The following is a 22,646-nucleotide window of genomic DNA, read 5'->3' as shown; positions in this document are numbered from 1 at the left end:
GAGGGTGCCGGGCGTCGCCCAGATTGGCCGGACGGCCGTCCCTACACTGGTCGGATGATCACGCCTGTGCCGTCCGTCGCCTCGCCGTACGCCGATGAGCTCGCGAGCATCCCCACCGTGCGCCTCGAGGCCCGCGTGCTCGGAGCCACGGCGCGCTACTGGGTCTACGGCCGCGACGGCGCCCCCACGACGATCGTCGCCGTCCACGGCTTCCGCGGCGAGCACCACGGTCTCGAGCCGGTGGTCGCCTTCCTCGACGGCGTCCACTCGGGCGCGGTCCGCGTGATCTCTCCCGACCTCCCCGGCTTCGGCGAGTCCGCGCCCCTCCCGGGCCGCGAGCACAGCACCGCCGTCTACGCCGAGTGGCTCCGCGCGTTCCTCGCCGCGATCGGCCAGGGTGCCGACACCGTCGTGCTGGGCCACTCGTTCGGGTCGATCGTGACGAGCGCGGCCGTCGCCTCGGGCCTCGACGTGCGCGCGCTGATCCTGGTCAATCCGATCGCCGCCCCGGCGCTGTCGGGCCCGCGCGGCGTGCTCACGCGCCTCGCGGTGTTCTACTACTGGGCGGGCGCCGGTCTTCCCGAGTCGATCGGCGGCCCGGTCCTGAGGCTGCGCGCCGTCACCCGCGTCGCGAGCCTCGCGATGGTCAAGACCCGGTCGAAGACCTTGCGCGCCTGGGTGCACGATCAGCACGACACCTACTTCTCGTGGTTCGCGTCGCGGAAGGTCGTGCTCGACGCGTTCAAGGCCTCCGTGTCGAGCGATGTGTCGACGTATGCGCGGCAGATCCGAGTTCCTGCGCTGCTGATCGCCGCCGACCGCGACGACATCACCGCCCTCCCGGCGCAGTACGAGCTCCAGGGCCTCTTCGCCGACGCGCAGCTCGACGTCATCCACGGCGTCGGCCACCTGATCCACTACGAGAAGCCCCGCGAGGCGGCGGCGATGATCACCGACTTCCTGGCGACGCTCGGGCCCGCGTCGTGAGGATCGTCGTCGACTGCCGCTACGTGCGCACCGGACGCCACGACGGCATCAGCCGCTTCACGGCGGGCGTCGTCGGCGAGCTCGCCGAGCTCCACGACGTGACGATGCTCGTGAGCGACCGCCGCCAGCTCGACAAGCTCCCCGACGCTCCGCACGCGCTGGTGTCGGCGCCGACCAGCCCCCTCGAGCCGCTCGTGGCGCTCCAGGTGAACCGACTGCGCCCCGACGTCGTCTGGACCCCGATGCAGACCATGGGCACGCTCGGCCGCCGCTACCGGCTCGTGAAGACGCTGCACGACCTGATCTACTACACGAACCGCACGCCGCCGCCCGAGTTCGCAGCGCCCATCCGCCTGCTCTGGCGCCTCTACCACCTCGCCTGGTGGCCTCAGCGCCTGCTGCTCAACAGCGCCGACGCCGTCGTGACGGTCAGCGAGACGACGGCCCGCGAGATGGCCGACCACCGCCTCACCCGCCGGCCCGTGACCGTGGTCGCGAACGCGGCCGATCCGCAGGAGCCCGGGCGCAGGAACTCGCCGCCCACCCGCGACCTCGTGTACATGGGCTCCTTCATGCCGTACAAGAACGTCGTCGCGCTCGCCCGCGCGCTGAGCCTGCTCGCCGGCTACCGCCTCCACCTCATGAGCCGGGTCTCGGACGCCGAGCGCCTCGCCCTCGAGGCCTCGGCTCCCGAGGGGTCTCTGGTCTTCCACGGCGGTGCGAGCGACGAGGAGTACCGCGACACGCTGCTCGGCGCGACGGCCGTCGTCACCGCGTCGAAGGCCGAGGGGTTCGGCATCCCGGTGATCGAGGGCATGGCGCTCGGCACGCCGGCCGTGGTCAGCGACATCCCGATCTTCCGCGAGATCGGCGGCGACGCTGCGCTGTACTTCGACCCGGAGTCGCCGGCGTCGATCGCCGCGGCCGTGCGCCGACTGGAGGAGCCGGGGGAGTGGGAGCGGCGCTCGGCCGCCGGACTCGCCCAGGCGTCGCACTACAGCTGGGCGTCGTCGGCCGCGGCTCTGCTCGACGTGCTGGAGCGGGTGGGGCGCTAGGCGTCGCCGCGCCCCTCGAGCGCGTTCTGGTAGTCGAACGAGTAGCGGCCCGGCGCCTCCGACTCGACCTCGATCGGATCGTCGAAGGCCACGAGCGCGAGGGCGCCGTCGACGACCTCGAACGAGTGGATGGACCCGTTGCGGATGGGCACTCCCGCGTTGGCGTCGGTCTCGGGCGCGACGTGGTTCACAATGCCGCGGATCACGGCGCCGTGGGTCGCGACCACGACGGACTGGCCGGGGCGCTCCTCGGCGATGGCGAGCAGCGCCGCCTCCACCCGCTGCAGCACGGCCGTGCGGCTCTCCCGCCCGGGCACGGCGACGCCGTCGGGGAACCGCGCCTCGACCTCCTCGAAGGTGAGGCCCTCGGCCTGGCCGTAGCTGCGCTCGACGACCTGCGGGTCGACGGCGGGCTCGTCGAGCCCGAGCCGGGCGGCGATGATGGCGCCTGTCTCGAACGCGCGGCTCAGCGGGCTCGCGACGACGGCGTCGAAGCGGCGACGGGCCAGCAGCTCGCCGGCGGCCGCGGCCTGCGAGCGGCCACGGTCGTTCAGCGGGATGTCGGTCGATCCCTGGATCCGCCGCGCGGCGTTCCAGTCGGTCTCGCCGTGTCGCACCAGGTACAGCCGGGTCATGTCGTCCTCCAGAGGGGCGCCGACCGCGGGTTCACGCGGCGGCGAGCCGTTCGGCTAGGGCCGTCAGGGACTCCGACGTGCCGGCGTTCAGCTTAACGGCGGCGCGCGAGTCGCCTTTCGTCACCCCGCGGTTGATGATGACGACGGGCAGCTTCTTGCGGAGCGCCGTCTCGAGGAGGCGAATGCCGGAGTTCACGACCAGCGACGAGCCGGCGACGACGAGCGCCTCGGCCGACTGCACCATGGCGCGCGCCTCGGCGAAGCGCTCCACCGGCACGAACTCGCCGAAGAAGACCACGTCGGGCTTCAGCACGCCGCCGCACACGGTGCACTGGGGCACGCTGAAGCCGGCGATGTCGATCACGTCGACGTCTCCGTCGGGGTTCAGGCGGACCTCGTCGGGGCGGTCGAGCCAGGGGTTCGCGGCCGCCATGCGCTCGGCGATGTCGCCCCGCGCGAAGAACTGGCCGCAGGTGAGGCAGACGACGCGGTCGACGGTGCCGTGCAGGTCGACGACGCGCGACGAGCCGGCCCGCAGGTGCAGGCCGTCGACGTTCTGCGTCACGACGCCGTTGGAGATGCCGGCGGCCTCGAGGGCGGCGAGGGCGCGGTGCCCGTCGTTGGGCGCGGCCGTGGCGAAGTGGCGATAGCCGAGATGACTGCCGGCCCAGTAGCGCTTCTGGAAGTCGGGGCCGCCCGAGGTGAACTGCTGAAACGTCATCGGGTTGCGGACGGGGGCGCCCTCGCCCCGGTAGTCGGGGATGCCGGAGTCGGTCGAGACGCCCGCCCCGGTGAGGACCGCCAGCTTCCGCCCCGCGAGCGCGCGGACCGCCGCGTCGAGCGTGCCGGTGCTGTCGGCCGGTGCGGTGGCTAGCGCCATGGTGGGGCTCCTGGTACATCTCTTTGCGAGGCGGGTGACGTTAGCCTAAACGGGAACCTTTACCGTTTTGTTTCCGCGAGCTCCCGGCTTGCGGTGGCGCCCCGCCTTGGAGCCCTCCGTGCGCATCACCCGCATCACCGACCTCGACCGCGACGAGCTCGCCGACTACTCCCGCCTCACCGACGTCGCGCTCCGCCGCAAGACGGAGCCGGAGGGCGGGCTCTACATCGCCGAGTCGTCGAAGGTGATCCGGCGAGCCCTCGACGCCGGCCACGTGCCGCGCTCCGTGCTGCTGAGCGAGAAGTGGCTGGCCGACATCGAGCCCCTCGTCGAGCAGTACGACGGCCAGATCTTCGTCGGCGAGGCCGACGTGCTCGAAGAGCTCACCGGGTACCACCTGCACCGCGGCGCCCTCGCGGCCATGCACCGCCCCGAGCTGCCGAGCGTCGAGTCGGTGCTCGAGGGCGCCCGTCGCGTCGTCGTGCTCGAAGACATCGTCGACCACACCAACGTGGGCGCGATCTTCCGGGCGGTGGCGGGCCTCGGGGCCGACGCCGTGCTGGTGACCCCGCGCTCGGCCGACCCGCTGTACCGCCGCAGCGTGCGCGTGTCCATGGGCACGGTGCTGCAGGTTCCGTGGACTCGGCTGCCCGACTGGCCGGAGGGCGCGGAGTTCCTGCGCGCTGCCGGCTTCGACATCGCCGCGCTCGCGCTCCGCGACGACGCGGTGACGCTCGACGCCTACGCGGCCGACCCGCCCGACAAGATCGCCATGCTGTTCGGCACCGAGGGCGACGGCCTCTCGCACCGGGCGCTCGAGGCGGCCGACACGGTCGTGACGATCCCGATGCTGCACGGCGTGGACAGTCTGAACGTGGCGGCGGCGTCGGCCGTCGTGCTGTGGTCGCTGCGCGTCTCTCCGGGCTCGGGTGCCGCGGAGGCCGCTCAGTGAGCGCCCGCCGCTCGGCCCGCGGTCGCGGCAGCGCGCGCCGCCCCGGCGCCGTCCGTCGGCGGATCGCCGCCGTCGTCGTCGTCGCCGCCGTCATCGCCGTCGGCGTCTACGTTCCCGCCTCCCTCCTCGCCCCCATCGCACCCGCGTCGGCCGAGGTCACGAAGTACACCGCGCCCACCGAGAAGGCGCTCTCGCTTCGCTTCCCCGACTACGGGGCCACGGCGGTCGAGGCCGTCGGGTTCGACGACAGCCTGACGACCTCGGGCGACTCGAAGCCGCGCTCGATCGCGTCGATCTCGAAGATCGTGACCGCGCTCGTCGTGCTCTCGAAGAAGCCGCTCGACGGCGGCTCGGGGCCGGACATCACCTTCACGGCGTCCGACCGGGCGCTGTACGACACCTATCTGGCGCAGGACGGCGAGGTCGCCGCCATGCCCGCCGGTCTCACGCTCACCGAGAGGCAGACCCTCCAGGTCGCGCTGATCAAGTCGGCCAACAACTACGCCAGCGCGCTCGCCTACTGGGCGTTCGGCTCGAACCAGGCCTACGTCACGGCGGCGAAGGCCTGGCTGAAGGAGCACGGGCTGAACCACACGACGCTCGTCGAGCCGACCGGGCTGAACGCGGCCAACCGGTCGACGGCGACCGACCTCGTGAATCTCGGCAAGCTCGCGCTCGCCAACCCCGACATCGCGTCCATCGTGTCGACGAAGTCGGTCGACATCCCCGTCGTCGGCACGGTCGAGAACTCGAACAAGCTGCTCGGCATCGACGACGTCGTCGGAATCAAGACCGGCACCCTCGACGAGGCGGGGGCCTGTCTCCTGTTCGCCACGAGAGAGAAGGTGCTCGGCCACACCGTGACGGTGGTCGGCGTCATGCTGGGCGGGGTCGACCACGACTCGCTCGACGTCGACGTGGCGAAGCTGCTGACGAGCGTCAAGTCGGGTTTCCAGACCGTCACAGCGGTGACGGCCGACGACGTCTACGGGTCGTACGACACCGAGTGGGGCTCGAACGCCCACGCTGTCGCCGCGAAGACGGTGTCGAAGCTCGTCTACGGGTCGGCGACCGTGAAGGCCGTTCCTGCGCTCGACACCGTGGGGGAGGCCACGGCCGGCTCGAAGGTCGGGACGCTCAGGGTCACGATCGGCTCGTCGGTCACCACCGTGCCGCTCGTGCTCGATCGGGCGATGACCGAGCCCGACGCGTGGTGGCGCCTGACGAACCCGTCGTCGGTGTTCTAGCCGCTATCGCATCTACCGCTGAGCGGCTACGACTCCGTCCCGGCGCCGTAGGGCGGAACCGACATCGGCTCCGGCCGCTTCGGCCCCAGGCCGTCGCCCGACGACTGGTGGCGCACCCGCCGCAGCACCCACGGCACGAGGTACTCGCGCGCCCAGCCGATGTCCTCGCGGCGCGCCTCCCGCCACTGGCGGAGCTCGGCGGCGGGCAGCTCGGACGCGAGGAGGTCGTTGTCGACGGCGAGCGCGGCCAGCACCATGCGGGCGATCGTGTGGTGGCCGAGCGGCGAGAAGTGCAGACGGTCGGGCGCCCACATGCGGCTGTCGGCGAGGTCGCGCATCGCCCACATGTTCGCGACGACCGCGTCGTGCCGCAGCGCGATGGCCTGCACGTTCTCGTTGTAGATCGCCACCTTGCCCCGGATCCGGCCGAGCACCGGCGTCGCGCCGATGTCGGGCCCGGTGAACAGCACCACGGTGGCGCCCTGCGACGACAGCGTCTCGACGAGTCCCTCCAGACGGCCGGCGACCTCGTCGGGGTCGGTGCCGGGGCGGATGATGTCGTTGCCGCCCGCCGACACGCTGATCAGGTCGGGGCGGAGGTCGAGGGCGGCCTGCGCCTGCTCGTCGATGATCTGCTGCAGGAGCCGGCCCCGGATCGCGAGGTTGGCGTAGGCGAAGCCGTCGGTCGTCGAGGCGAGCACCTCGGCCACCCGGTCGGCCCAGCCGCGATTGCCGCCGGTCGACGTCGGATCGGGGTCGCCGATGCCCTCGGTGAACGAGTCGCCGATCGCGACGTAGCGGGACCACGGGTGGGCTTGTGTCATGGAACAAACGTACCTTTGAGGAATGGTGACCACGGAAGTTCCTGCGCCCCTGCTCTCGGCCGACCTGCTCGAGAGGTTCCGCGCGCGGGCAGCCGGGTACGACGCGGCCAACGCGTTTCCGCAGGAGGACTTCGACGAGCTCGTGGCGCTCGGCTACCTCAGGGCGGCCGTGCCGGTGGCGCAGGGTGGGCTCGGGCTCGGCATGCGGCAGATCGCAGCGCTGCAGTCACGCCTGGCGACGGCGGCCCCGGCGACGGCGCTGGCCGTCAACATGCACCTCGTCTGGACCGTCACGGCGTCGCTGCTCTCAGCGCGCGGCGACGACTCGCTGCGGCTCGTGCTCGACGACGCGGCCGCGGGGGAGGTCTTCGCGTTCGGCGTCAGCGAGCCGGGCAACGACCTCGTGCTGTTCGACTCCGTCACCGAGGCGGCACCCGACGGGCAGGGCGGCTACCGGTACACCGGCACGAAGATCTTCACGTCGCTCTCACCCGTGTGGACCCGCCTCGGCGTCTTCGGACGCACGCCGTCCGACGAGATCGCCCACGGCTTCCTGCGCCGCGACGACGGCGGCCACGAGTCGCTCGGCGACTGGGACACCGTCGGCATGCGCGCCACCCAGAGCCACACCACCCGCCTGACGGGGGCGCACGTCCCCGCATCCCGGATCGTACGCGTGCTGCCCGTCGGGCCCTCGGCCGACCCGCTCGTCTTCGGCATCTTCGCCGCCTTCGAGACCCTCGTCGCCGCCGTGTACCGGGGGATCGCCCGCCGCGCGCTCGACCTCGCCGTCGAGGCCGCCACTGCCCGCACCTCCCGACGCACGGGCGAGTCGACCGCCGCCGACCCGGTCGTGCGCTGGCGCATCGCCGACGCCGCCATCGACCTCGACGGTCTCGAGCCCCAGGTCGACACCATCGCGCAGGAACTCGACGACCTCGTCGACAACGGCCCCGACTGGTTTCCGCGTCTCGTCGGCCTCAAGGTCCGGGCCACCGAGACCGCGACCCGCGTCGTCGACCGGGCCGTGACCGTGGCGGGCGGCTCGTCGTACCGCGCCGACACGGAGCTCGGGCGGCTGTACCGCGACGTGCTGGCCGGACGGTTCCACCCGTCGTCGACCGACTCCGCTCACGCGACGGTGGCGAGCCGGTGGCTGGGGCCGGTGGGCGGGCCTGCGGGCGGCGGGCCGGACGTCGAGGCCGCGGACGAGCGCTAGACCCGCCGCCGCGGACGCACTCCTGCGCCGCTCCAAGGGGTTGGCGCCGTTCCGGGGGGTTGGCGCCGTTCCGGGGGGTTGGCGCCGTTCCGGGGGGTTGGCGCCGTTCCGGGGGGTTGGCGCCGTTCCGCGGAGTCCAGCGCCGAATGCGCTCACGCCCGCCGGATCGGCACAAACCCGCCGCCCGAACGGAGGGAGCCTGCCGATACGGCGGGCCTAGCGCGCCGACGCCCCGCGCCGCCAGCACGACTCAGCCGGCCGGCCCCGCGAACCCGTCGAGCGCCGCGGTCAGCGCCGCCATCTCGCGCTCCCCGCCGTGCGCCTCGTTCTCCACGATCGTGAGCGCGCTCCCCGCCCACGCCCGGTGCAGCCGCCAGGCCGTCGACGCCGGACCGCTGATGTCTCGCCGCCCGTGGACCAGCGCCGCCGGGATCCCGGCTAGCTCCCCGACGCGCCCCAGGATCGCCGCCGACCCCGGCAGGAAGCCGTCGTTCGACCAGAAGTGCGTCACGAGCGCCGAGAAGACCAGCCTCTGCGCAGGATCCACGTGACCCGCACCGCGCAGCTCCGGGTGGTCGAGCGACACGTGCACGCTCTCCCAGGCGTCCCAGGCCGAGGCCGCGCGCTCCCGATCGGCCGGGTCGCCGTCGCGCAGGCGCCGCGCGTACGCGTCGACCAGCCGCTCGCCGGGCCGTCGCTCGGAGGCCGCCTCGAAGTCGTCCCACGCCTCCGGGAACACCCGCCCCACGCCCTCGGTGATCCAGTCGACCTCGTCGCGGCTCGTCGTCGTCACCGCCACGAGCGCCAGGGCGCGCACGGCGGCCGGGTGGGCCAGCGCATACGCCAGAGCGAGCGTCGTGCCCCACGACACGCCCGAGACCACCCAGCTGTCGAATCCGAGCTCGTCCCGGACCGCCTCGATGTCGGCGATCATCCGCTCGGTGGTGATGGCGCGCAGGAACTCGGGGTCCTCCGTCGCCCACGGGCGGCTCCGCCCGCTCCCGCGCTGGTCGATCCCCACGACGAAGTAGCGTTCCGGATCGAAGTGCCGCCGGTAGCCGCCCCGGCCGAGCGAGCCGCCGGGCCCGCCGTGGAGCCACAGCGCAGGAACTCCCTCCCGGTTGCCCGACGCCTCCCAGTAGAGCTCGGCCCCGTCGTCCATCACCAGGTGCCCGTGCGCGAACGGCTCGATCGGCGGATACGTCACGCGTCTACCGTAGGCCGCCGTCGGCGCCTTCACGAGGGCTCGGAGAGCGGCGATCGTCGGACACCGCAGAGTGTCGGAGGGTCGTGACACCATTCTCTGGAGGGTCCGGAGAGGTCTCTCGGAAGGGCAGCGAGTGAGCAAGCAGGACGGCAGCGGCCGCCAGGTGACGGCGCAGCCGACCGACGACGCCACGGCCACGATCCTGCACGTCGACATGGACGCCTTCTTCGCGTCCGTCGAGCTGCTCGAGCATCCCGAGCTGCGCGGGCAGCCGGTCATCGTCGGTCATCGCTCGATGCGCTCGGTCGTCACCGCCGCCACCTACGAGGCCCGCAAGTTCGGCGTCAACTCGGCCCTGCCGATGGCTATCGCCCTGCGGCGGTGCCCTCAGGCCGTCGTGCTCGAGCCGCACTTCGAGAGGTACCGCCACTTCTCGGCGCAGGTCATGTCGATGTTCGACGACGTCACGCCCCTGGTCGAGCGCCTCGGCATCGACGAGGCCTTCCTCGACATCGGCGGGTCGCTCCGGCTGATGGGCTCGCCGTTCCGCATCGCCACGGAGCTGCGGCGACGAGTGCACGCCGAGACGGGTCTCCACTGCAGTATCGGGGCCGCCTCGACGAAGTTCGTCGCCAAGCTCGCGTCGGGCGTGGCAAAACCCGACGGGCTCCTGATCGTGCCGCACGGTGAGACCCTCGAGTTCCTGCATCCGCGCCCGATCGGCGCGCTCTGGGGTGTCGGCGGCAAGACCGAAGAGACCCTGCGCACCTACGGCCTGAACACGATCGGCGACGTCGCGCAGGCGCCGCTCGACACGCTGCGGCGCGCGATCGGGGTCGCCGGCGGCCAGAAGATCCACGACCTGTCGTGGGGGCGCGACCCGCGACGCGTCACGACGGCGTCGGAGGAGAAGAGCGCCGGCCACGAGGTCACATTCGAGAACGACGTCGACGACACCGACCGGCTGCGGCGTGAGGTGTTCCGGCTCAGCGATCAGGTCGGCCGCCGACTGCGGGCGGCCGGGGCCACCGGCCGCACGATCGTGCTGAAGCTCCGCTTCGGCGATTTCGAGACCATCACCCGGTCGAAGACGCTCGCCGAGCCCACCGACCTCGGGCGACGCATCTTCGAGGAGGCCTGGGGCATCTACGAGGCGACCGACCACAGCGCATCCGGCAGCCGCAAGGCCACGCCTATCCGGCTCATCGGCGTGCGCGTCGAGCAGCTCGGCTTCGGCGGCGCGGGCTCCGGGTCGATCGGGCTGTGGGACGACGACGCCGACTGGCGCGCCTCCGAGACCACCATGGACGCCCTCCGGGCCCGCTTCGGCGCCGGGAGCATCACCTCGGCCAGCCTGCTCGGCGACTCGACCCGCCGCATCTCGCGCGGCGGCCCGGTGCCGCGCGTCGGCGTCGAGATCGAGCCTGACGCGCCGTCGGCGTCCGAGCAGCGCCCTCGGGCCGAGTAAAATCAGTGGCAGTGACTATCGCCGAATCGTTCGACCCCGACAGGCCCGAAGGCCGTGGGTCGGCCGAACCCTCCCTCGAAGTGGAGCCCGCGCTCGACATCGGCGTGGTGGCCGGCAACAGCGCCGCCGAGCACCTCTCGCCCGCCTTCCCGGAGCGCGCGGCGTGGGGCACCGCCGGCAAGCTCCGCGCCTGGCAGGCCGAGGCCCTCGAGAAGTACTTCGCCGCCGAGCCCCGCGACTTCCTCGCTGCTGCGACACCCGGCGCCGGCAAGACCACCTTCGCCCTCCGCCTCGCGACCGAGCTGCTCTCGCGCGGTGACATCGACCGGGTGGTCGTGGTCGCACCGACCGAGCACCTCAAGCGCCAGTGGGCCGACGCCGCCGACCGCGTCAACCTCCGTCTCGATCCGATGTTCAAGAACGCCGACGGCACCTTCGGCAGGCACTATCACGGCGTCGCGGTCACCTACGCGCAGGTCGGCATGAAGCCCGAGGTGCACAGGGCGATCACCGAGGCCGGCCGCACGCTCGTGATCCTCGACGAGGTGCACCACGGCGGCGACGCCCTGACCTGGGGCGACGGGATCCGCGAGGCGTACGGCAAGGCCACCCGCCGCCTGTCGCTCACCGGCACCCCCTTCCGCTCCGACACGGCGCCGATCCCGTTCGTGCAGTACGCGCCCGACGAGCACGGCATCCGCACGTCGCAGTCCGACTACTCGTACGGCTACGGGCGCGCCCTCGCCGACGGCGTGGTCCGCCCCGTCCTGTTCATGGCGTACGCCGGTGCGATGCGCTGGCGCACGCGCATGGGCGACGAGATGAGCGCCACCCTCGGCGAGGCCGTGACGAAGGACATCACCGCTCAGGCCTGGCGCACCGCCCTCTCGCCGCAGGGCGACTGGATCGCCGCGGTGCTGAGCGCGGCCGACAAGAGGCTCACCGAGGTGAGGCGCGGTGTGGCCGACGCCGGCGGCCTCGTCATCGCGACCGATACGACCGCCGCCCGTGCCTACGCATCCATCCTCACGAAGCTGACAGGGGAGCGCCCCACCGTCGTCCTCTCGGACGAGAAGGCCTCCAGTGACCGCATCGCCGCATTCTCCGTCGGCGAGTCGCGCTGGATGGTGGCCGTCCGGATGGTGTCCGAGGGCGTCGACGTCCCGCGCCTCGCCGTCGGCGTCTACGCCACGTCGGCCTCGACGCCGCTCTTCTTCGCGCAGGCCGTGGGCCGCTTCGTCCGCGCCCGCCGTCGCGGCGAGACCGCCTCGATCTTCCTCCCGAGCGTGCCGTCCCTCATGGCCCTCGCCGGGTCGCTCGAGCTCGAGCGCGACCACGCCCTCGACCGCCCGACCGACTCCGACGACGGCATCTTCACCTCCGAAGAAGACGCCATGGTCGCCGAGGCCAACCGCGACGAGAAGGCGTCGAGCCTCCTCGAGCAGCAGCCGTTCGAGGCCCTCGACGCGCAGGCGAACTTCGACCGCGTGCTCTACGACGGCGGCGAGTTCGGCCAGTCGAGCGAGGTCGGCAGCCTCGAGGAGCTCGACTTCCTCGGCCTGCCCGGTCTGCTCGAGCCCGACGAGGTCCGCGAGCTCCTGCGCCAGCGCCAGGTGACGCAGGCCGGCCGCTCGAAGAAGCAGCCCAAGACGGGCCTGCCGACCCAGGCCGTCGAAGAGGCTCGGCCGCTCTACATGACGATCAAGGAGCAGCGGCAGGAGCTGAGCCGCCTGGTCTCGATCTGGTCGCGCCACTCCAACGAGCCCCACGGCGCCATCCACGCCGAGCTCCGCCGCATCTCGGGCGGGCCCGCCGTCGCCCAGGCCAGCACCGACCAGATCCAGCGCCGCATCGACGTGCTGCGCGGCCGCATCGGCAACCGGCGCTAGCGCCGCCGCCGGGCGCGCGCCCGCGTCGCTCGCAAGGACTCCTGCGGTAGATGTCCTTGTGGCGGTGGCACCCGACGCGACTCTTCCTTGTGGGGCGTGAACCTCACCGCCGAACTCCTTGTGGGCGCACCAGGCGTCCTTGCGAACGCGCAGTCGCCCCGCGACCGACGGGCCGTGCCGACTGCGCCGGCGTCAATCCTCGAGGCCGTCGCGGTGGCGCCACCACGCGGTCTCGGCGTGCGCGGCCGACGTGTAGACGCCGAGCGCGACCCGCTCGTCTTCGACGAGCGACCAGCTCGTCAGCTTGTAGCCCCGCGCGAAGGACTCGACGAGCGCTTCGGGCTGAGCATCGTCGCGCGCGCGGACCAGCCAGGTGTCGGGGCCGGTCTCATCGAGCATGAGGCGATTTTACTCGCCCCGCCCGGCGGCACGATGCGGAGGCGTGCACCCTCGCAAGGACAGCCGGCACGTTCACGAGGAGAACGGCCGCGCCGTGCAGGCCCCACGAGGAGAACCCGCGCATCGTGGATGCGCCACAAGGACCTCCACGTCAGACATCCTCGCCAGCACGCCTACTTGCGACACGCCCCGCACCCCGGCCGCACGGCCGGCACGGCCCGCCCCACCCCGACGGCGCCGCGGTCGACGAATCCGCCGACCCCCTCGTCGTGCGCCACGTACGCCGCCCGCACCCGGTACCCGGCGTCGGCGGGCACCTCGAGCAGCGCCCGCAGCCACGCCGCGTCGTCGACGGACAGCACGCTGGGCCCGGGCCGCTCGTGCACGAACACGAACGACGCCGCGCCGTACTCCTCGTGCAGCAGCGCCAGCGCTCCGTGGAAGCCGTGCTCGGGCCGGTGGGGCAGCTCGCCGATGGGCATCATCAGCGGCATCTGCACGTCGTCGGCGTCGAACAGCAGCAGCCAGATCTGCGCCACGAGCGCGCAGGGGATCAGCTGCCTCACCCGCACGTCGAGCGCGTCGCGGGTGGCGAGGCTCTGCTGCGAGTCGAGGTAGTGGGGCGGAGAGGCCTCGCACGCGCAGACGGCGGCGGGCAGGGTGGGCGGGGCGGAGTGCGATGTCGTCGTGTTCATCCGACGATGGTGGGGCACGCGCAGCAGTTCCTGCCGGCGCTCTCCACAGGCCGGGAGCTACTACTCACAGCCCCCGGGCGCAGGAACTAGCGCACCGCCGCCGAATCCTCGTCGAGGGCCGACACGGCCCGCCGCAGGATCGTCGACGACGTCGACATCGTGTACGGGAAGTAGACGACCTCGACGCCCACCTCGGCGAACTCGCGCTCGAGCTTCAGGCCCTTCTCGGTGCCGCGCCAGTCGTCGCCCTTGAAGAAGACGTCGAACTGCAGTTCGCGCCAGACGTCCATCTTGTCGGGGACGGTCTCGGCGTAGGCGTGGTCGACGAAGTCGATGTGGCTGACGATCTCGAGGCGCTCGGCGAGCGGCACCATCGGCGAGATGCCCTTCGTGAGCTCGAGCATCTCGTCGGCGACGACGCCGGCGATCAGGACGTCGCACTGCGACTTGGCGTGGCGCAGCAGGTTCAGGTGCCCGATGTGGAAGAGGTCGTAGGCGCCGGCTGCGTAGCCGACCCGGGGTGCGTCGGTCACTGGGAGTCCCTTCCGGACGGGGTGGAGGTCTGCGCGGCCTCTTCGGCACGCGCGGCGAGATCGGCGATGGAGAAGCCGGAGCGCGACGGCAGGAAGTCGTCGGCCGAGTCCGCAGCCGCGGATACAGCCCCGGAGGCGGCGAACGGCGCCACGACCGAGATCGGCTCGGGCGACGGCTGCGCGGGTCGGCCCAGGCGGAAGTCCGACGGCACCCACTCGCGGCGGAGCGCCGAGCGGTGGCGGCCGGCGACTCCGGTCATGAGCACGCCGAGGGGCTCGACGCCGAGGCCGAGCAGCTCGCCATGGAGCGCGAGGAGGTCTTCGACGGTGGTGCGGTTGGAGCGGACGACGACCACGACGGCGTCGGCGACGGGGGCGAGACCCCGCAGCGGCACCGGCATCGTGTTGCTGCCGGCCAGGGCCACGACGGCGTCGTAGCGCTCGCTCAGGGTCGTGAGGAAGCTCTCGGCCTCGACGAGGCGACGCTCGGGGCGAGCCGAGGCGACGCGATCGGGCACCGAGACGCGCTGGTAGCCGGAGGCGTCGGCACGGGCCGGGTCCTCGAGGGCCGAGTCGTCGACGGTGGAGGGGCGAGCGAGCAGCTGCGTCTCGAGATCGGTGCGGACGACCGCCGACACGAATCCGCTCTCGACCAGGGCGCGGGCGAGTCCGCCGTCGACTCCGGCCGACTCGTCGGCGTCTTCGGTGCGAGCCAGGACGAGGCGCGCCGGGAGCTCGCCGCCGGCCAGCGACCGGGTGTTCATGACGGCCTCGCGCAGGGCGGAGCGCATGCGCCGCGACGCCGCGCGGACCTCGAGGTCGTCGGCGTCGATGACGCCGGCGGGCAGCTGCGCGAGGACGGGAAGGCCCGTGACACGACGGACGTCGTCGGCCGTCGTGACACGGGGCTGGAGGCGGACCAGCACGAAGCCGACCGCGAGTCCGAGGGCGAACCCGATCAGGGTGAGACCGAGGAGCACGCCGAGCGAGGCGACCTTCGGAATGCCGCCGGGAACGTTGCCGGCGATGGTCTGCTCGACGGCGACGCCCGCCACGAGGCCCACGACCGCCATGCCGGCGACAGCGATCCAGGCGCGACGGAGCTGAGCGGTCAGGTCGAAGAATCCAGCGCGGATGTTCATGAGACCTCCCGGTCGGGCAGAGAGCCGAGGCCCTTGAGCTCACGGAACCACTTGGGCAGCGCGAGGAGCAGGTAGAGCGTGTTGGCGGCGAAGAACGCGATGTAGACGATCGTGAAGCCGAGCGGCCAGGCGAGGAGGACGAACGAGAGGCACATCAGGCCGTAGTCGGTCGGGACGACGGCGAGCGAGTATAGCGTCGACGTGTTCCGCGAGCCGCGGGTCGGGACGCCCGTGCGGATGTGCTGGGCGCGGCGGAGCATGTCGGTGAGGATGATCGCGAAGAACGCGACCGACGCGACGGCCGAGTACGCAAGCGGCACCCAGAGCACGCCGGACCGGCCCGAGGGCTCGCGCAGGAAGCTCGCGAACACGGCCAGGTGGAGCACGCCGATCTTGGTGGCGTCGATCACGTGGTCGAGCCATTCGCCGGCGGGGCTTCCGCCGCCGCGCAGGCGTGCCAGCTGGCCGTCGGCCGAATCGAGCGCGTAGCCGATGACGAGCAGCAGCATGACCAACGCGGCCGAGGCGATCGACGTCGGCACGAACGCGATGACGGCGATGCCCGCGAACGTGAACAGCGCGCTCACCATCGTCACCTGGTTCGGCGTCATGCGCAGCTGGTACGCGGCGGCGGCGAGGAATCGTCCGATACGGCGGTTGACGAAGCGCGAGTACGCCGGGGCGCCGCTGGAGCCCTTCTGGGCGCTTGCGAGGCGGGCGAGCGACTCGCCGTAGGTCTCGCGGTTCAGCGTGGTGGTCACGAGGCCACCGCCAGGGGTGCGGTGCCGCGGGCGACGCGGTGCAGCTCGCCGTCGACGACGGCTGCGATCCGGGCGCGCATGCGCTCTGGCGTGTACTCGGCGGCGTAGACCTCCTGGGCACGCTGCCCGGCAGCGCGGAGCGTCGCGACGTCGAGCGTCGAGAACAGCTCGGCCAGGGCGTCGACGTCAGTGCAGTCGAACAGCCAGCCGGTCACTCCGTCGTCGATGACCTCCTCGGGGCCTCCGGAGCGGCTGGCGATGACGGCGCGGCCCTCGCTGAACGCCTCGACCGTCACGAGGCCGAAGCCCTCGAGCGTGTCGGTGGGCAGGACGACGGCGTCGGCGGCCTGCAGGTACGGCGTCGCATCGGCGACCTCGCCGACGACGACGACGGTCTCGGGGCGCGACACGTGCTGGGCCACGAGGGCCTTCACATCCACGCCGATTCCGACGGCAGGAACTGCGCCGAGCACGACGAGCTCACCCGGGCAGCCGGCCTTCTCCCATGCGCGCAGCAGCGTGCCGTGGCCCTTGTGCGGGTTCCAGCGGCTGGCGATCACGTAGTGCGGCCTGCGGTGCTCCGGGGGAGCCGCGGGAAGTTCGCGCGAACGATGGGGTACACCGTTGTGCACCACCACCGCCCGCGGGTCCTCGGCGAGACCCGACGCGCCGAGGACAGAGCGCGAGACGGCCACAAGTGCCGTGCACGCGCCTGCCAGGGGACGAAGACCTACCCGGTCCTTCGGTCCCCATGGTTCTTGGAGGTGCCCGACGACCTTGCGGACGCCGGTGAGGCGAGCAAGGGGAGCGACGGGCAGGCAAGCGCTGGTGGCCAGGTAGACGAGGTCGAAACGACGGCCCGAGAGACGGGCGAGCGTTCGGACGGCGTCCCTGGCGAGACGGAGGAATCCGCCGGGAGTGATCTTCAGACGACGGAGGATCGGCAGCGGGTGGCGTTCCACCCGAGCCCCGAGGTCGCGGAGCATCGGGCCGAGGGGCCCGGGCTCGACGTCGGTCGGCAGCCAGACGGTGACGTCGTTGGAGTCGGACGCGACGAGCTCGGCGACGACCTCGAGGACGATCCGGTCGGACCCGTACATCTCGTCGGACGAGTGGACGACGAGGATGCGGCCGCGGCGGGCGCCGCGACGGACGCCGGGGGCGTCGAGGCCTGCGAGTTCCTGCTCGATATCGGTCATCAGTAGGCCCCCTCAGGGCGGAGGATCACTTTCACGGTGCGCCACATGAGCACGAAGTCGACGGTCAGCGACCAGTTCTCGACGTAGTAGAGGTCGAGACGGACGCTCTCCTCCCAGCTGAGGTCGGAGCGGCCGCCCACCTGCCACATGCCGGTCAGGCCGGGCTTGATGTAGAGACGGCGGTGGACGTGCTCGGCGTAGCCCTCGACCTCGAGGGGCAGTGGCGGACGCGGCCCCACGAGGCTCATCGAGCCGCCGAGGATGTTGATCAGCTGCGGGATCTCGTCGAGCGAGTACTTGCGCAGCACGCGGCCGACGCGGGTGACCCGCGGGTCGACGCGCATCTTGAACAGCACGCCGTTGCCCTCGGACAGGCTCGCGATCTCGGCCAGGCGGTCCTCGGCGTCGACGGTCATCGTGCGGAACTTGAGCATCGTGAACCGCTCGCCGTCGCGCCCGACGCGCTCCTGCCGGAAGAACACCGGCCCACCGTCGCCCAGGCGGATGAAGCCGGCGACGACGGCCATCAGGGGCAGGAGCACGAGCAGGGCGAGACCCGCGAGGGTCACGTCGGTGGCGCGCTTCATCACGTGCTTCGGGCCGTCGAACTGCGGCAGCTCGACGTGCATGAGGGGGAGTCCCTCGACCGGGCGGAAGTGGATGCGGGGGCCCGCGATGTTGGCGAGGCGCGAGGCGATGACGAGCTCGGTCGCGCGGCCTTCGAGGCTCCAGCCGAGGTCGCGGACGTAGTCGGTGCCGTGGCGCGGGTCGCCGGCGACGATCACGCTCTCGACGTTCATGCGCCAGACGGCGCGGGACACGTCGTCCAGGCCGGCCACGATCGGCACGACATGGGATCCGACGGCGATGCTGCCGCTGTCGTCGCCGTCTTCGACCACGGCGCCGACGACGTCGTAGAGGGCGCCCGGCTTCTCGTCGATGCGGTCGATGACGTACGTGACGTCGGCGCGGCTGCCGACGACGATGGCCCGCGACAGGTAGTTGCCGAGGGTGCGCTGGCGGATCAGCCAGCGACGCAGGAGGAAGCGGGAGGCGATGAGGCCGAGCGAGCCGCCGGGGAGGGCGACGAAGAAGTAGGAGCGCATCGACTCGTGGCCGGTGATCGAGATAATCAGGGCGATGATGACGAAGGTGAGGATCGTCGCGTTGAGCACGCGCTTGTACTCGTCCGCGCCGGTGCCGACGACGGAGAGGTCGCGGGTGCGCTGGAAGGACAGGCACAGTGCCCAGAGGAGCCCGATGCCGACCGGGTACCCGATCGTGATGAGGAGAGTCCTGGTGTCGGTCGTCGACAGCGAGGCCAGCGTCTCGCCGAACCCCTCGCGGAGGGCCTCGACGAACGAGGCGACGACCACGCTGAGCGCGATGACGATGGCGTCGAAGGCGACGAGCCGGCGACGGTAGCGCACGGCCCAGCCGGTTCCGATGGATGCGCCGCCCACCCGCTCGCCCAGATCCGACCAGGCTGCGGCCGCGGATTTCACCGGCGAGGGGAACGCGAGTCGGGATTTCTCTCCGAGGTCGCGGCCGATGCCGGTCACGATGCCGCTTCCGATTCGGGGCGGAAGCGGGTACGCGGAAGCGTACGCAGAATGAGCAGGGTAAGCATGGATCCAGGGGGGGTTCGGGTAGGCGGCGCAGAGGCTCCAGTCCGCTATTCGGGAACGAGTCGGAGCCGGGTCGGACGAACGACCGGAAGATCGGGATTCGGTCGTGCGTCCGGGTGTCGACCTGCGGTTCTGATCCTCTGAGGGCCGTCGGGTACGGCGGGTCTCGAGGCTCGGTGCGAGTCGACGATCGGGAAGGTGTCGGGTGCTGCGGGTGATCGGGTGACGCTTCGGGTAAAGCGCGTGGTGCATTCGGGTTGTTCGGGTGACGGGGAGCGGCTGGTTTCCGGCCGTACCTCCCTCCGCCTTTCAGCGGGTATGAATCGAAACTAGGCCATTCACCTCGGGGGCCACATGCCCCCATTTCGGGGGACCATGCGCCCCCCGGGCGGGGGGATGACAACGGGTGATCCCGGCCCTCGAACGGGTGATGCAGCCAAAATGCGTCGTTCGGGTCGGCCGACGTGGTCCTCCGAGACAATCGGATAGTCTATCCGCTCGCAAGGAGGCGACGGCGAGTCGCCCGGATACATGGGGATCGACCACATTCGCCTACCGATGGAAGGCTGCACAATCGACAACAGTTGCCGTTCGGCTCGCGGAGACCCCGAATCGTGGTCCCCCCGAATGACCGCACCGTTTGTACCCCGGAAGTGCTGCCCAGGCTCAAACGGGTGAACTCTGCCTCCGAGGTCGTTTACGCCGCATTCACCCGCCGGCAACCCTGCTCGCCGGTCAACGCACGAGAGCGAGGCCTCGGAAGGCCTCGCTCTCAGGGTGGGTCTGCGCTACTTCTTGGCGCCCTTCGACGCCGGAGCGGCAAGCGCGACGAAGTTCGCACGCGGGTCGTCCAGGTTCTCGAGGGTTGTCTCGTCGCGGCCGCCGACGATCTCGGTCACCCACCCGGTGAGGATGCGCCACTTGCGGGTGAGGGTGGGCATGGCCAGCAGGTGATAGCCGCGGTGGGCGAGCCACGCGAGCAGGTTCTTGAGGTGCACGCCCTGGATCAGGGCCGCGCCCTTGCCGATGCCGTAGCTGGCGACCGTGCCGACCGACTCGTGTCGGTACTCGGCGAGAGGTCCACCGGCCATCGACGCCAGGATGTTGTCAGCGACCGTGACTGCCTGCCGGACGGCGTTCTGCGCGTTCGGCGGGTAGTAGGCCGGCTGCTTGGCGGCCGTCAGGTCGGGGACCTGCGCGTTGTCGCCGAGCGCCCAGACGCCGTCGATGCGCTTGCCGTCGTCCGTCACGACCTCGAGCTTCGCGTTCGCGTTCACGTGGCCCTTCGGGCCGCGCGGCAGGCTGGTCTTGTCGAGGACGGGGTTCGGCTTGACGCCGGCGGTCCAGACGATCGTGCCGGCGGGGACGGTCTCGCCGTCGCTCAGCACGCAGTCGCCGTTCTCGCACGACGGCATGGTCGTCTGGAGGCGGATGTCGATGCCGCGGGCACGGAGAGCGCCGAGGGTCCATTTCGACAGCTCGGGGCCGACCTCGGGGGCGACGCGGTCGAGAGCCTCGACCAGAACGAAGCGCAGCTCGTGGCGCGAGAGCACGGGATAGCCGTCGACGGCCGCGTTGGCGGTGTCGAGCAGCTCGCCCATCGCCTCGACGCCGGTGTAGCCGCCACCGACGAAGACGACGGTGAGCAGCTTGGCGCGCTCGGCGGGGTCGGTCGAAGCCGCCGCCTTCTCGATGTTGCCGAGCACCCGGGCTCGCACGTACGACGCCTCTTCAACGCTCTTGAAGCCGACGGCGTTCTCGGCGAGGCCGGGGGTCGGGAAGGTGCGGGTCACGGCGCCCATCGCGACGACGAGGTGGTCGTAGCCGACCTCGGTCGTGCGACCGTCGGCGAGATCGACGGTGACCGTCTTCGCGTCGGTGTCGATCGCCGACATGGCGCCCTGGACGAACTTGGAGCGGCGCAGCGTCTTTCGAAGCGGAACCGTCACGTCTCTCGGGTCGATGTGCCCGCCGACGACCTCCGGGAGGAACGGCTGGTAGGTCATGTACGGGCTCGGGTCGATGACCGTGATGCTCGCGCTCTGCGGGGGGCGTTTCTTCTGCAGAGTCAGAGCGGTCTGGAGACCCGCCGAACCACCACCCAGAATAACGATTCGTGTTGTCATGACACCGACGCTACTCCCGGTCGGGCAGTCGTTCGCCACGCGCGACAGAAAATCACCCCGCAGGAACTCGGGGTGCCCGCCTTCCGTCCGCGCTCGACCGATCCGGTCTACTCGACGCCGTCGCTCTCGGTGTAGCTTCCCTCGAAGCCGGCCTTGTCGACCTCGGTCTCGCCGGGCTTCACGCCCTCAGCCGGGATGTCGCTGTCGGTGAAGGCGCCGTCGTAGTCGACGCCGCCTTCCTTGGTCGACGTGTACGAGCCCGCCTCGGAGTGCGAACCGCCGTTCAGCGGGGCCTCCGCGGCCGCCTCGCGCTCTTCGGCGGCCTGATCGTCGTGTCGTTCGTCGCTCATCGTGATTCCGTTCGTCGGGGGAGGGCGCCGTCGCCGCTCACCGTGGCCCCATCATGCTCCTCGCGTGGCGGCGATGGCACCCCTCGCCTAGAAGCCCTCGGGGTCGCGCGTGACGTAGGGGGCCTCGAGCTGGTCGAGCTCGTCGTCGGTCAGCCACACGTCGACGGAGGCGACCGCGTCGGCGAGGTGCTCGGGCTTCGTGGCGCCGAAGATCGGCGACGACACGGCGTCCTGCTGGCGCACCCAGGCGAGGGCGACCTGCGCCCGCGAGATCCCCCGCGCCTCGGCGACCGCGGTGACTGCGTCGGCGATGGCCCGGTCGCCGTCCTCGCGCTGGCGGTAGAGGGTCTGGCCGAAGAGGTCGGTCTCGCTGCGGGCCGTCGTGGCGTCCCAGTCGCGCGTCAGCCTGCCGCGCGCGAGCGGGCTCCAGGGCAGCACGCCCACGCCCTGATTGAGGCAGAACGGGTGCATCTCGCGCTCCTCCTCGCGCTGGATCAGGTTGTACTGGTCCTGCATCGAGACGAAGCGCGTCCAGCCGCCGAGGTCGGCGGTGTACTGCATCTGCGCGAACTGCCACGCCCACATCGACGACGCGCCGAGGTAGCGGACCTTGCCCGCCTTGACGACGTCGTGGAGCGCCTCCATGGTCTCCTCGACCGGCGTCTCGGGGTCGAAGCGGTGGATCTGGTAGAGGTCGATGTAGTCGGTGCCGAGGCGGCGCAGAGAGTTGTCGACCTCGGTCATGACGGCGAGGCGCGAGAGGCCGGCGCCGTTCGGGCCCTTTCGCATGCGGCCGTTCAGCTTGGTCGCGATGACGACCTCGTCGCGAGCGGCGAAATCGGCGAGCGCGCGGCCCGTGATCTCCTCGCTCGAGCCGTCGCTGTAGACGTTGGCGGTGTCGAAGGTCGTGATGCCGGCTTCGAGCGCCTGCTGGATGAAGGGGCGGCTCTCCTCCTCGGGCAGGCTCCACTCGTGCCCGCCGCGGGCCGGGTCGCCGTAGCTCATCATGCCGAGGGTGACCGCGGAGACCTGCAGGCCGGAGGAGCCGAGACGGACGTATTCCATGAGAAGCCTTTCGAGACGGGTGTCGTTCACGACCGACCCTACTCGCGGCTCTCCCCCCTCCCGAGTACCTGCCGACCCGCGGCCCGCAAGCTCGGGCGGAGCGCAGCGACGCCCGGCGACACCCACCCCCGAAGGCCCGCCCGGAGGGCCCCAGCGGAGCGACGTCGCGCGAAGCGCGACAAGCAGGCACGACGAACGAAGAAGGCCCCTGCCCTACGGGGGCGGAGGCCTTCTATTCGTTCGTGTCCGAGGGGGGACTTGAACCCCCACGCCCTATACGGGCACTAGCACCTCAAGCTAGCGCGTCTGCCATTTCCGCCACCCGGACGAGTGTGTGTCTCACTGCTGCGGCCTAACCGCCTCGAAGACATTAGCACGAGTTCGA

Annotated in this window: 21 protein-coding genes and 1 tRNA gene; 7 read left to right on the top strand and 15 right to left on the bottom strand. The window is 71.5% G+C overall.

Translation table 11 applies throughout. From position 1 onward, the window contains the following. The first annotated feature begins 54 nt into the window (after nucleotides 1–54). Both AC3CBB_RS05010 and AC3CBB_RS05005 read left to right on the top strand, forming a co-directional pair. Complete coding sequence (locus AC3CBB_RS05010; RefSeq protein WP_488626220.1) at nucleotides 55–987, top strand: alpha/beta fold hydrolase; 933 nt, start codon at nucleotides 55–57, stop codon at nucleotides 985–987. Further along, nucleotides 984–2,042 carry a glycosyltransferase family 4 protein gene (locus tag AC3CBB_RS05005; protein ID WP_123504505.1) on the top strand — a complete coding sequence of 353 codons (1,059 nt, stop codon included), beginning with the start codon at nucleotides 984–986 and terminating at the stop codon, nucleotides 2,040–2,042. The genes AC3CBB_RS05010 and AC3CBB_RS05005 overlap by 4 nt, the downstream gene beginning before the upstream one ends. Here the strand turns inward: AC3CBB_RS05005 and AC3CBB_RS05000 are convergent. Both AC3CBB_RS05000 and AC3CBB_RS04995 read right to left on the bottom strand, forming a co-directional pair. After that, on the bottom strand, nucleotides 2,039–2,677 hold the full coding sequence (locus AC3CBB_RS05000) for a histidine phosphatase family protein (protein WP_488626219.1): 639 nt from the start codon (nucleotides 2,675–2,677) through the stop codon (nucleotides 2,039–2,041). The two genes, AC3CBB_RS05005 and AC3CBB_RS05000, sit on opposite strands and share 4 nt — an antisense overlap. A gap of 31 nt (nucleotides 2,678–2,708) precedes the next feature. Then, nucleotides 2,709–3,557 carry a Sir2 family NAD-dependent protein deacetylase gene (locus AC3CBB_RS04995; RefSeq protein ID WP_488626218.1) on the bottom strand — a complete coding sequence of 283 codons (849 nt, stop codon included), beginning with the start codon at nucleotides 3,555–3,557 and terminating at the stop codon, nucleotides 2,709–2,711. Between the two features lie 118 nt (nucleotides 3,558–3,675). Here AC3CBB_RS04995 and AC3CBB_RS04990 point away from each other — a divergent pair, with 118 nt between their 5' ends. Beyond that, on the top strand, nucleotides 3,676–4,509 hold the full coding sequence (locus tag AC3CBB_RS04990) for a TrmH family RNA methyltransferase (RefSeq protein WP_488626217.1): 834 nt from the start codon (nucleotides 3,676–3,678) through the stop codon (nucleotides 4,507–4,509). Beyond that, nucleotides 4,506–5,756 carry a D-alanyl-D-alanine carboxypeptidase family protein gene (locus tag AC3CBB_RS04985; RefSeq protein WP_488626216.1) on the top strand — a complete coding sequence of 417 codons (1,251 nt, stop codon included), beginning with the start codon at nucleotides 4,506–4,508 and terminating at the stop codon, nucleotides 5,754–5,756. Before AC3CBB_RS04990 ends, AC3CBB_RS04985 begins: the two co-directional genes overlap by 4 nt. Before the next feature lie 26 nt (nucleotides 5,757–5,782). On the opposite strand, the gene AC3CBB_RS04980 is transcribed toward AC3CBB_RS04985, so the two are convergent. Then, nucleotides 5,783–6,580: an SGNH/GDSL hydrolase family protein gene (locus AC3CBB_RS04980; RefSeq protein ID WP_123504500.1), complete on the bottom strand. Its 798-nt coding sequence runs from the start codon at nucleotides 6,578–6,580 to the stop codon at nucleotides 5,783–5,785. 22 nt (nucleotides 6,581–6,602) lie between these two features. Between AC3CBB_RS04980 and AC3CBB_RS04975 the strand changes: the two genes are divergently transcribed. Further along, entirely contained in the window at nucleotides 6,603–7,799 is a 1,197-nt protein-coding gene (locus AC3CBB_RS04975; RefSeq protein ID WP_488626215.1) for an acyl-CoA dehydrogenase family protein, read from the top strand. A 250-nt stretch (nucleotides 7,800–8,049) separates the two neighbouring features. Here the strand turns inward: AC3CBB_RS04975 and AC3CBB_RS04970 are convergent, their stop codons facing one another. Then, complete coding sequence (locus tag AC3CBB_RS04970; RefSeq protein WP_488626214.1) at nucleotides 8,050–9,006, bottom strand: alpha/beta fold hydrolase; 957 nt, start codon at nucleotides 9,004–9,006, stop codon at nucleotides 8,050–8,052. A 133-nt stretch (nucleotides 9,007–9,139) separates the two neighbouring features. Here AC3CBB_RS04970 and dinB point away from each other — a divergent pair, with 133 nt between their 5' ends. After that, on the top strand, nucleotides 9,140–10,474 hold the full coding sequence (dinB, locus tag AC3CBB_RS04965) for a DNA polymerase IV (protein ID WP_123504498.1): 1,335 nt from the start codon (nucleotides 9,140–9,142) through the stop codon (nucleotides 10,472–10,474). Between the two features lie 104 nt (nucleotides 10,475–10,578). After that, nucleotides 10,579–12,363 (top strand): DEAD/DEAH box helicase, encoded by a 1,785-nt coding sequence (locus AC3CBB_RS04960; protein WP_488626716.1) that lies wholly within the window; start codon nucleotides 10,579–10,581, stop codon nucleotides 12,361–12,363. A 192-nt stretch (nucleotides 12,364–12,555) separates the two neighbouring features. Here AC3CBB_RS04960 and AC3CBB_RS04955 read toward each other — a convergent pair whose 3' ends face one another. The 11 genes from AC3CBB_RS04955 to AC3CBB_RS04905 form a co-directional block, all read right to left on the bottom strand. Beyond that, complete coding sequence (locus AC3CBB_RS04955; protein WP_488626213.1) at nucleotides 12,556–12,762, bottom strand: hypothetical protein; 207 nt, start codon at nucleotides 12,760–12,762, stop codon at nucleotides 12,556–12,558. A gap of 173 nt (nucleotides 12,763–12,935) precedes the next feature. Continuing rightward, complete coding sequence (locus AC3CBB_RS04950) at nucleotides 12,936–13,457, bottom strand: hypothetical protein (RefSeq protein WP_488626212.1); 522 nt, start codon at nucleotides 13,455–13,457, stop codon at nucleotides 12,936–12,938. 86 nt (nucleotides 13,458–13,543) lie between these two features. Further along, entirely contained in the window at nucleotides 13,544–13,990 is a 447-nt protein-coding gene (locus tag AC3CBB_RS04945) for an FAD synthase family protein (RefSeq protein WP_123504495.1), read from the bottom strand. After that, nucleotides 13,987–15,132, bottom strand: coding sequence for a YveK family protein (locus AC3CBB_RS04940; RefSeq protein ID WP_488626211.1), 1,146 nt, complete (start codon nucleotides 15,130–15,132; stop codon nucleotides 13,987–13,989). The genes AC3CBB_RS04945 and AC3CBB_RS04940 overlap by 4 nt, the downstream gene beginning before the upstream one ends. Next, the gene (locus AC3CBB_RS04935; protein ID WP_488626210.1) at nucleotides 15,129–15,893 is read right to left on the bottom strand and encodes a CDP-alcohol phosphatidyltransferase family protein; all 765 of its coding nucleotides are present in this window, start codon (nucleotides 15,891–15,893) and stop codon (nucleotides 15,129–15,131) included. Before AC3CBB_RS04935 ends, AC3CBB_RS04940 begins: the two co-directional genes overlap by 4 nt. After that, nucleotides 15,890–17,092 carry a glycosyltransferase family 4 protein gene (locus AC3CBB_RS04930; protein WP_123504493.1) on the bottom strand — a complete coding sequence of 401 codons (1,203 nt, stop codon included), beginning with the start codon at nucleotides 17,090–17,092 and terminating at the stop codon, nucleotides 15,890–15,892. Before AC3CBB_RS04930 ends, AC3CBB_RS04935 begins: the two co-directional genes overlap by 4 nt. Then, complete coding sequence (locus AC3CBB_RS04925) at nucleotides 17,092–18,654, bottom strand: sugar transferase (RefSeq protein WP_488626209.1); 1,563 nt, start codon at nucleotides 18,652–18,654, stop codon at nucleotides 17,092–17,094. The genes AC3CBB_RS04930 and AC3CBB_RS04925 overlap by 1 nt, the downstream gene beginning before the upstream one ends. A gap of 854 nt (nucleotides 18,655–19,508) precedes the next feature. After that, nucleotides 19,509–20,846, bottom strand: coding sequence for an NAD(P)/FAD-dependent oxidoreductase (locus AC3CBB_RS04920; RefSeq protein ID WP_488626208.1), 1,338 nt, complete (start codon nucleotides 20,844–20,846; stop codon nucleotides 19,509–19,511). A gap of 107 nt (nucleotides 20,847–20,953) precedes the next feature. Beyond that, complete coding sequence (locus AC3CBB_RS04915) at nucleotides 20,954–21,196, bottom strand: hypothetical protein (protein ID WP_148061114.1); 243 nt, start codon at nucleotides 21,194–21,196, stop codon at nucleotides 20,954–20,956. 87 nt (nucleotides 21,197–21,283) lie between these two features. Next, a complete protein-coding gene (locus AC3CBB_RS04910; RefSeq protein WP_488626207.1) occupies nucleotides 21,284–22,261 on the bottom strand; it encodes an aldo/keto reductase in 978 nt (325 codons plus the stop codon). 243 nt (nucleotides 22,262–22,504) lie between these two features. After that, nucleotides 22,505–22,589 (bottom strand) — tRNA-Leu (locus AC3CBB_RS04905). Nucleotides 22,590–22,646 lie beyond the last annotated feature (57 nt).

Source organism: Frondihabitans sp. OV104 (assembly GCF_057787745.1).
The sequence above is the reverse complement of the archived record's forward strand: the minus strand, read 5'-3'. Positions and strand labels throughout refer to the sequence as shown.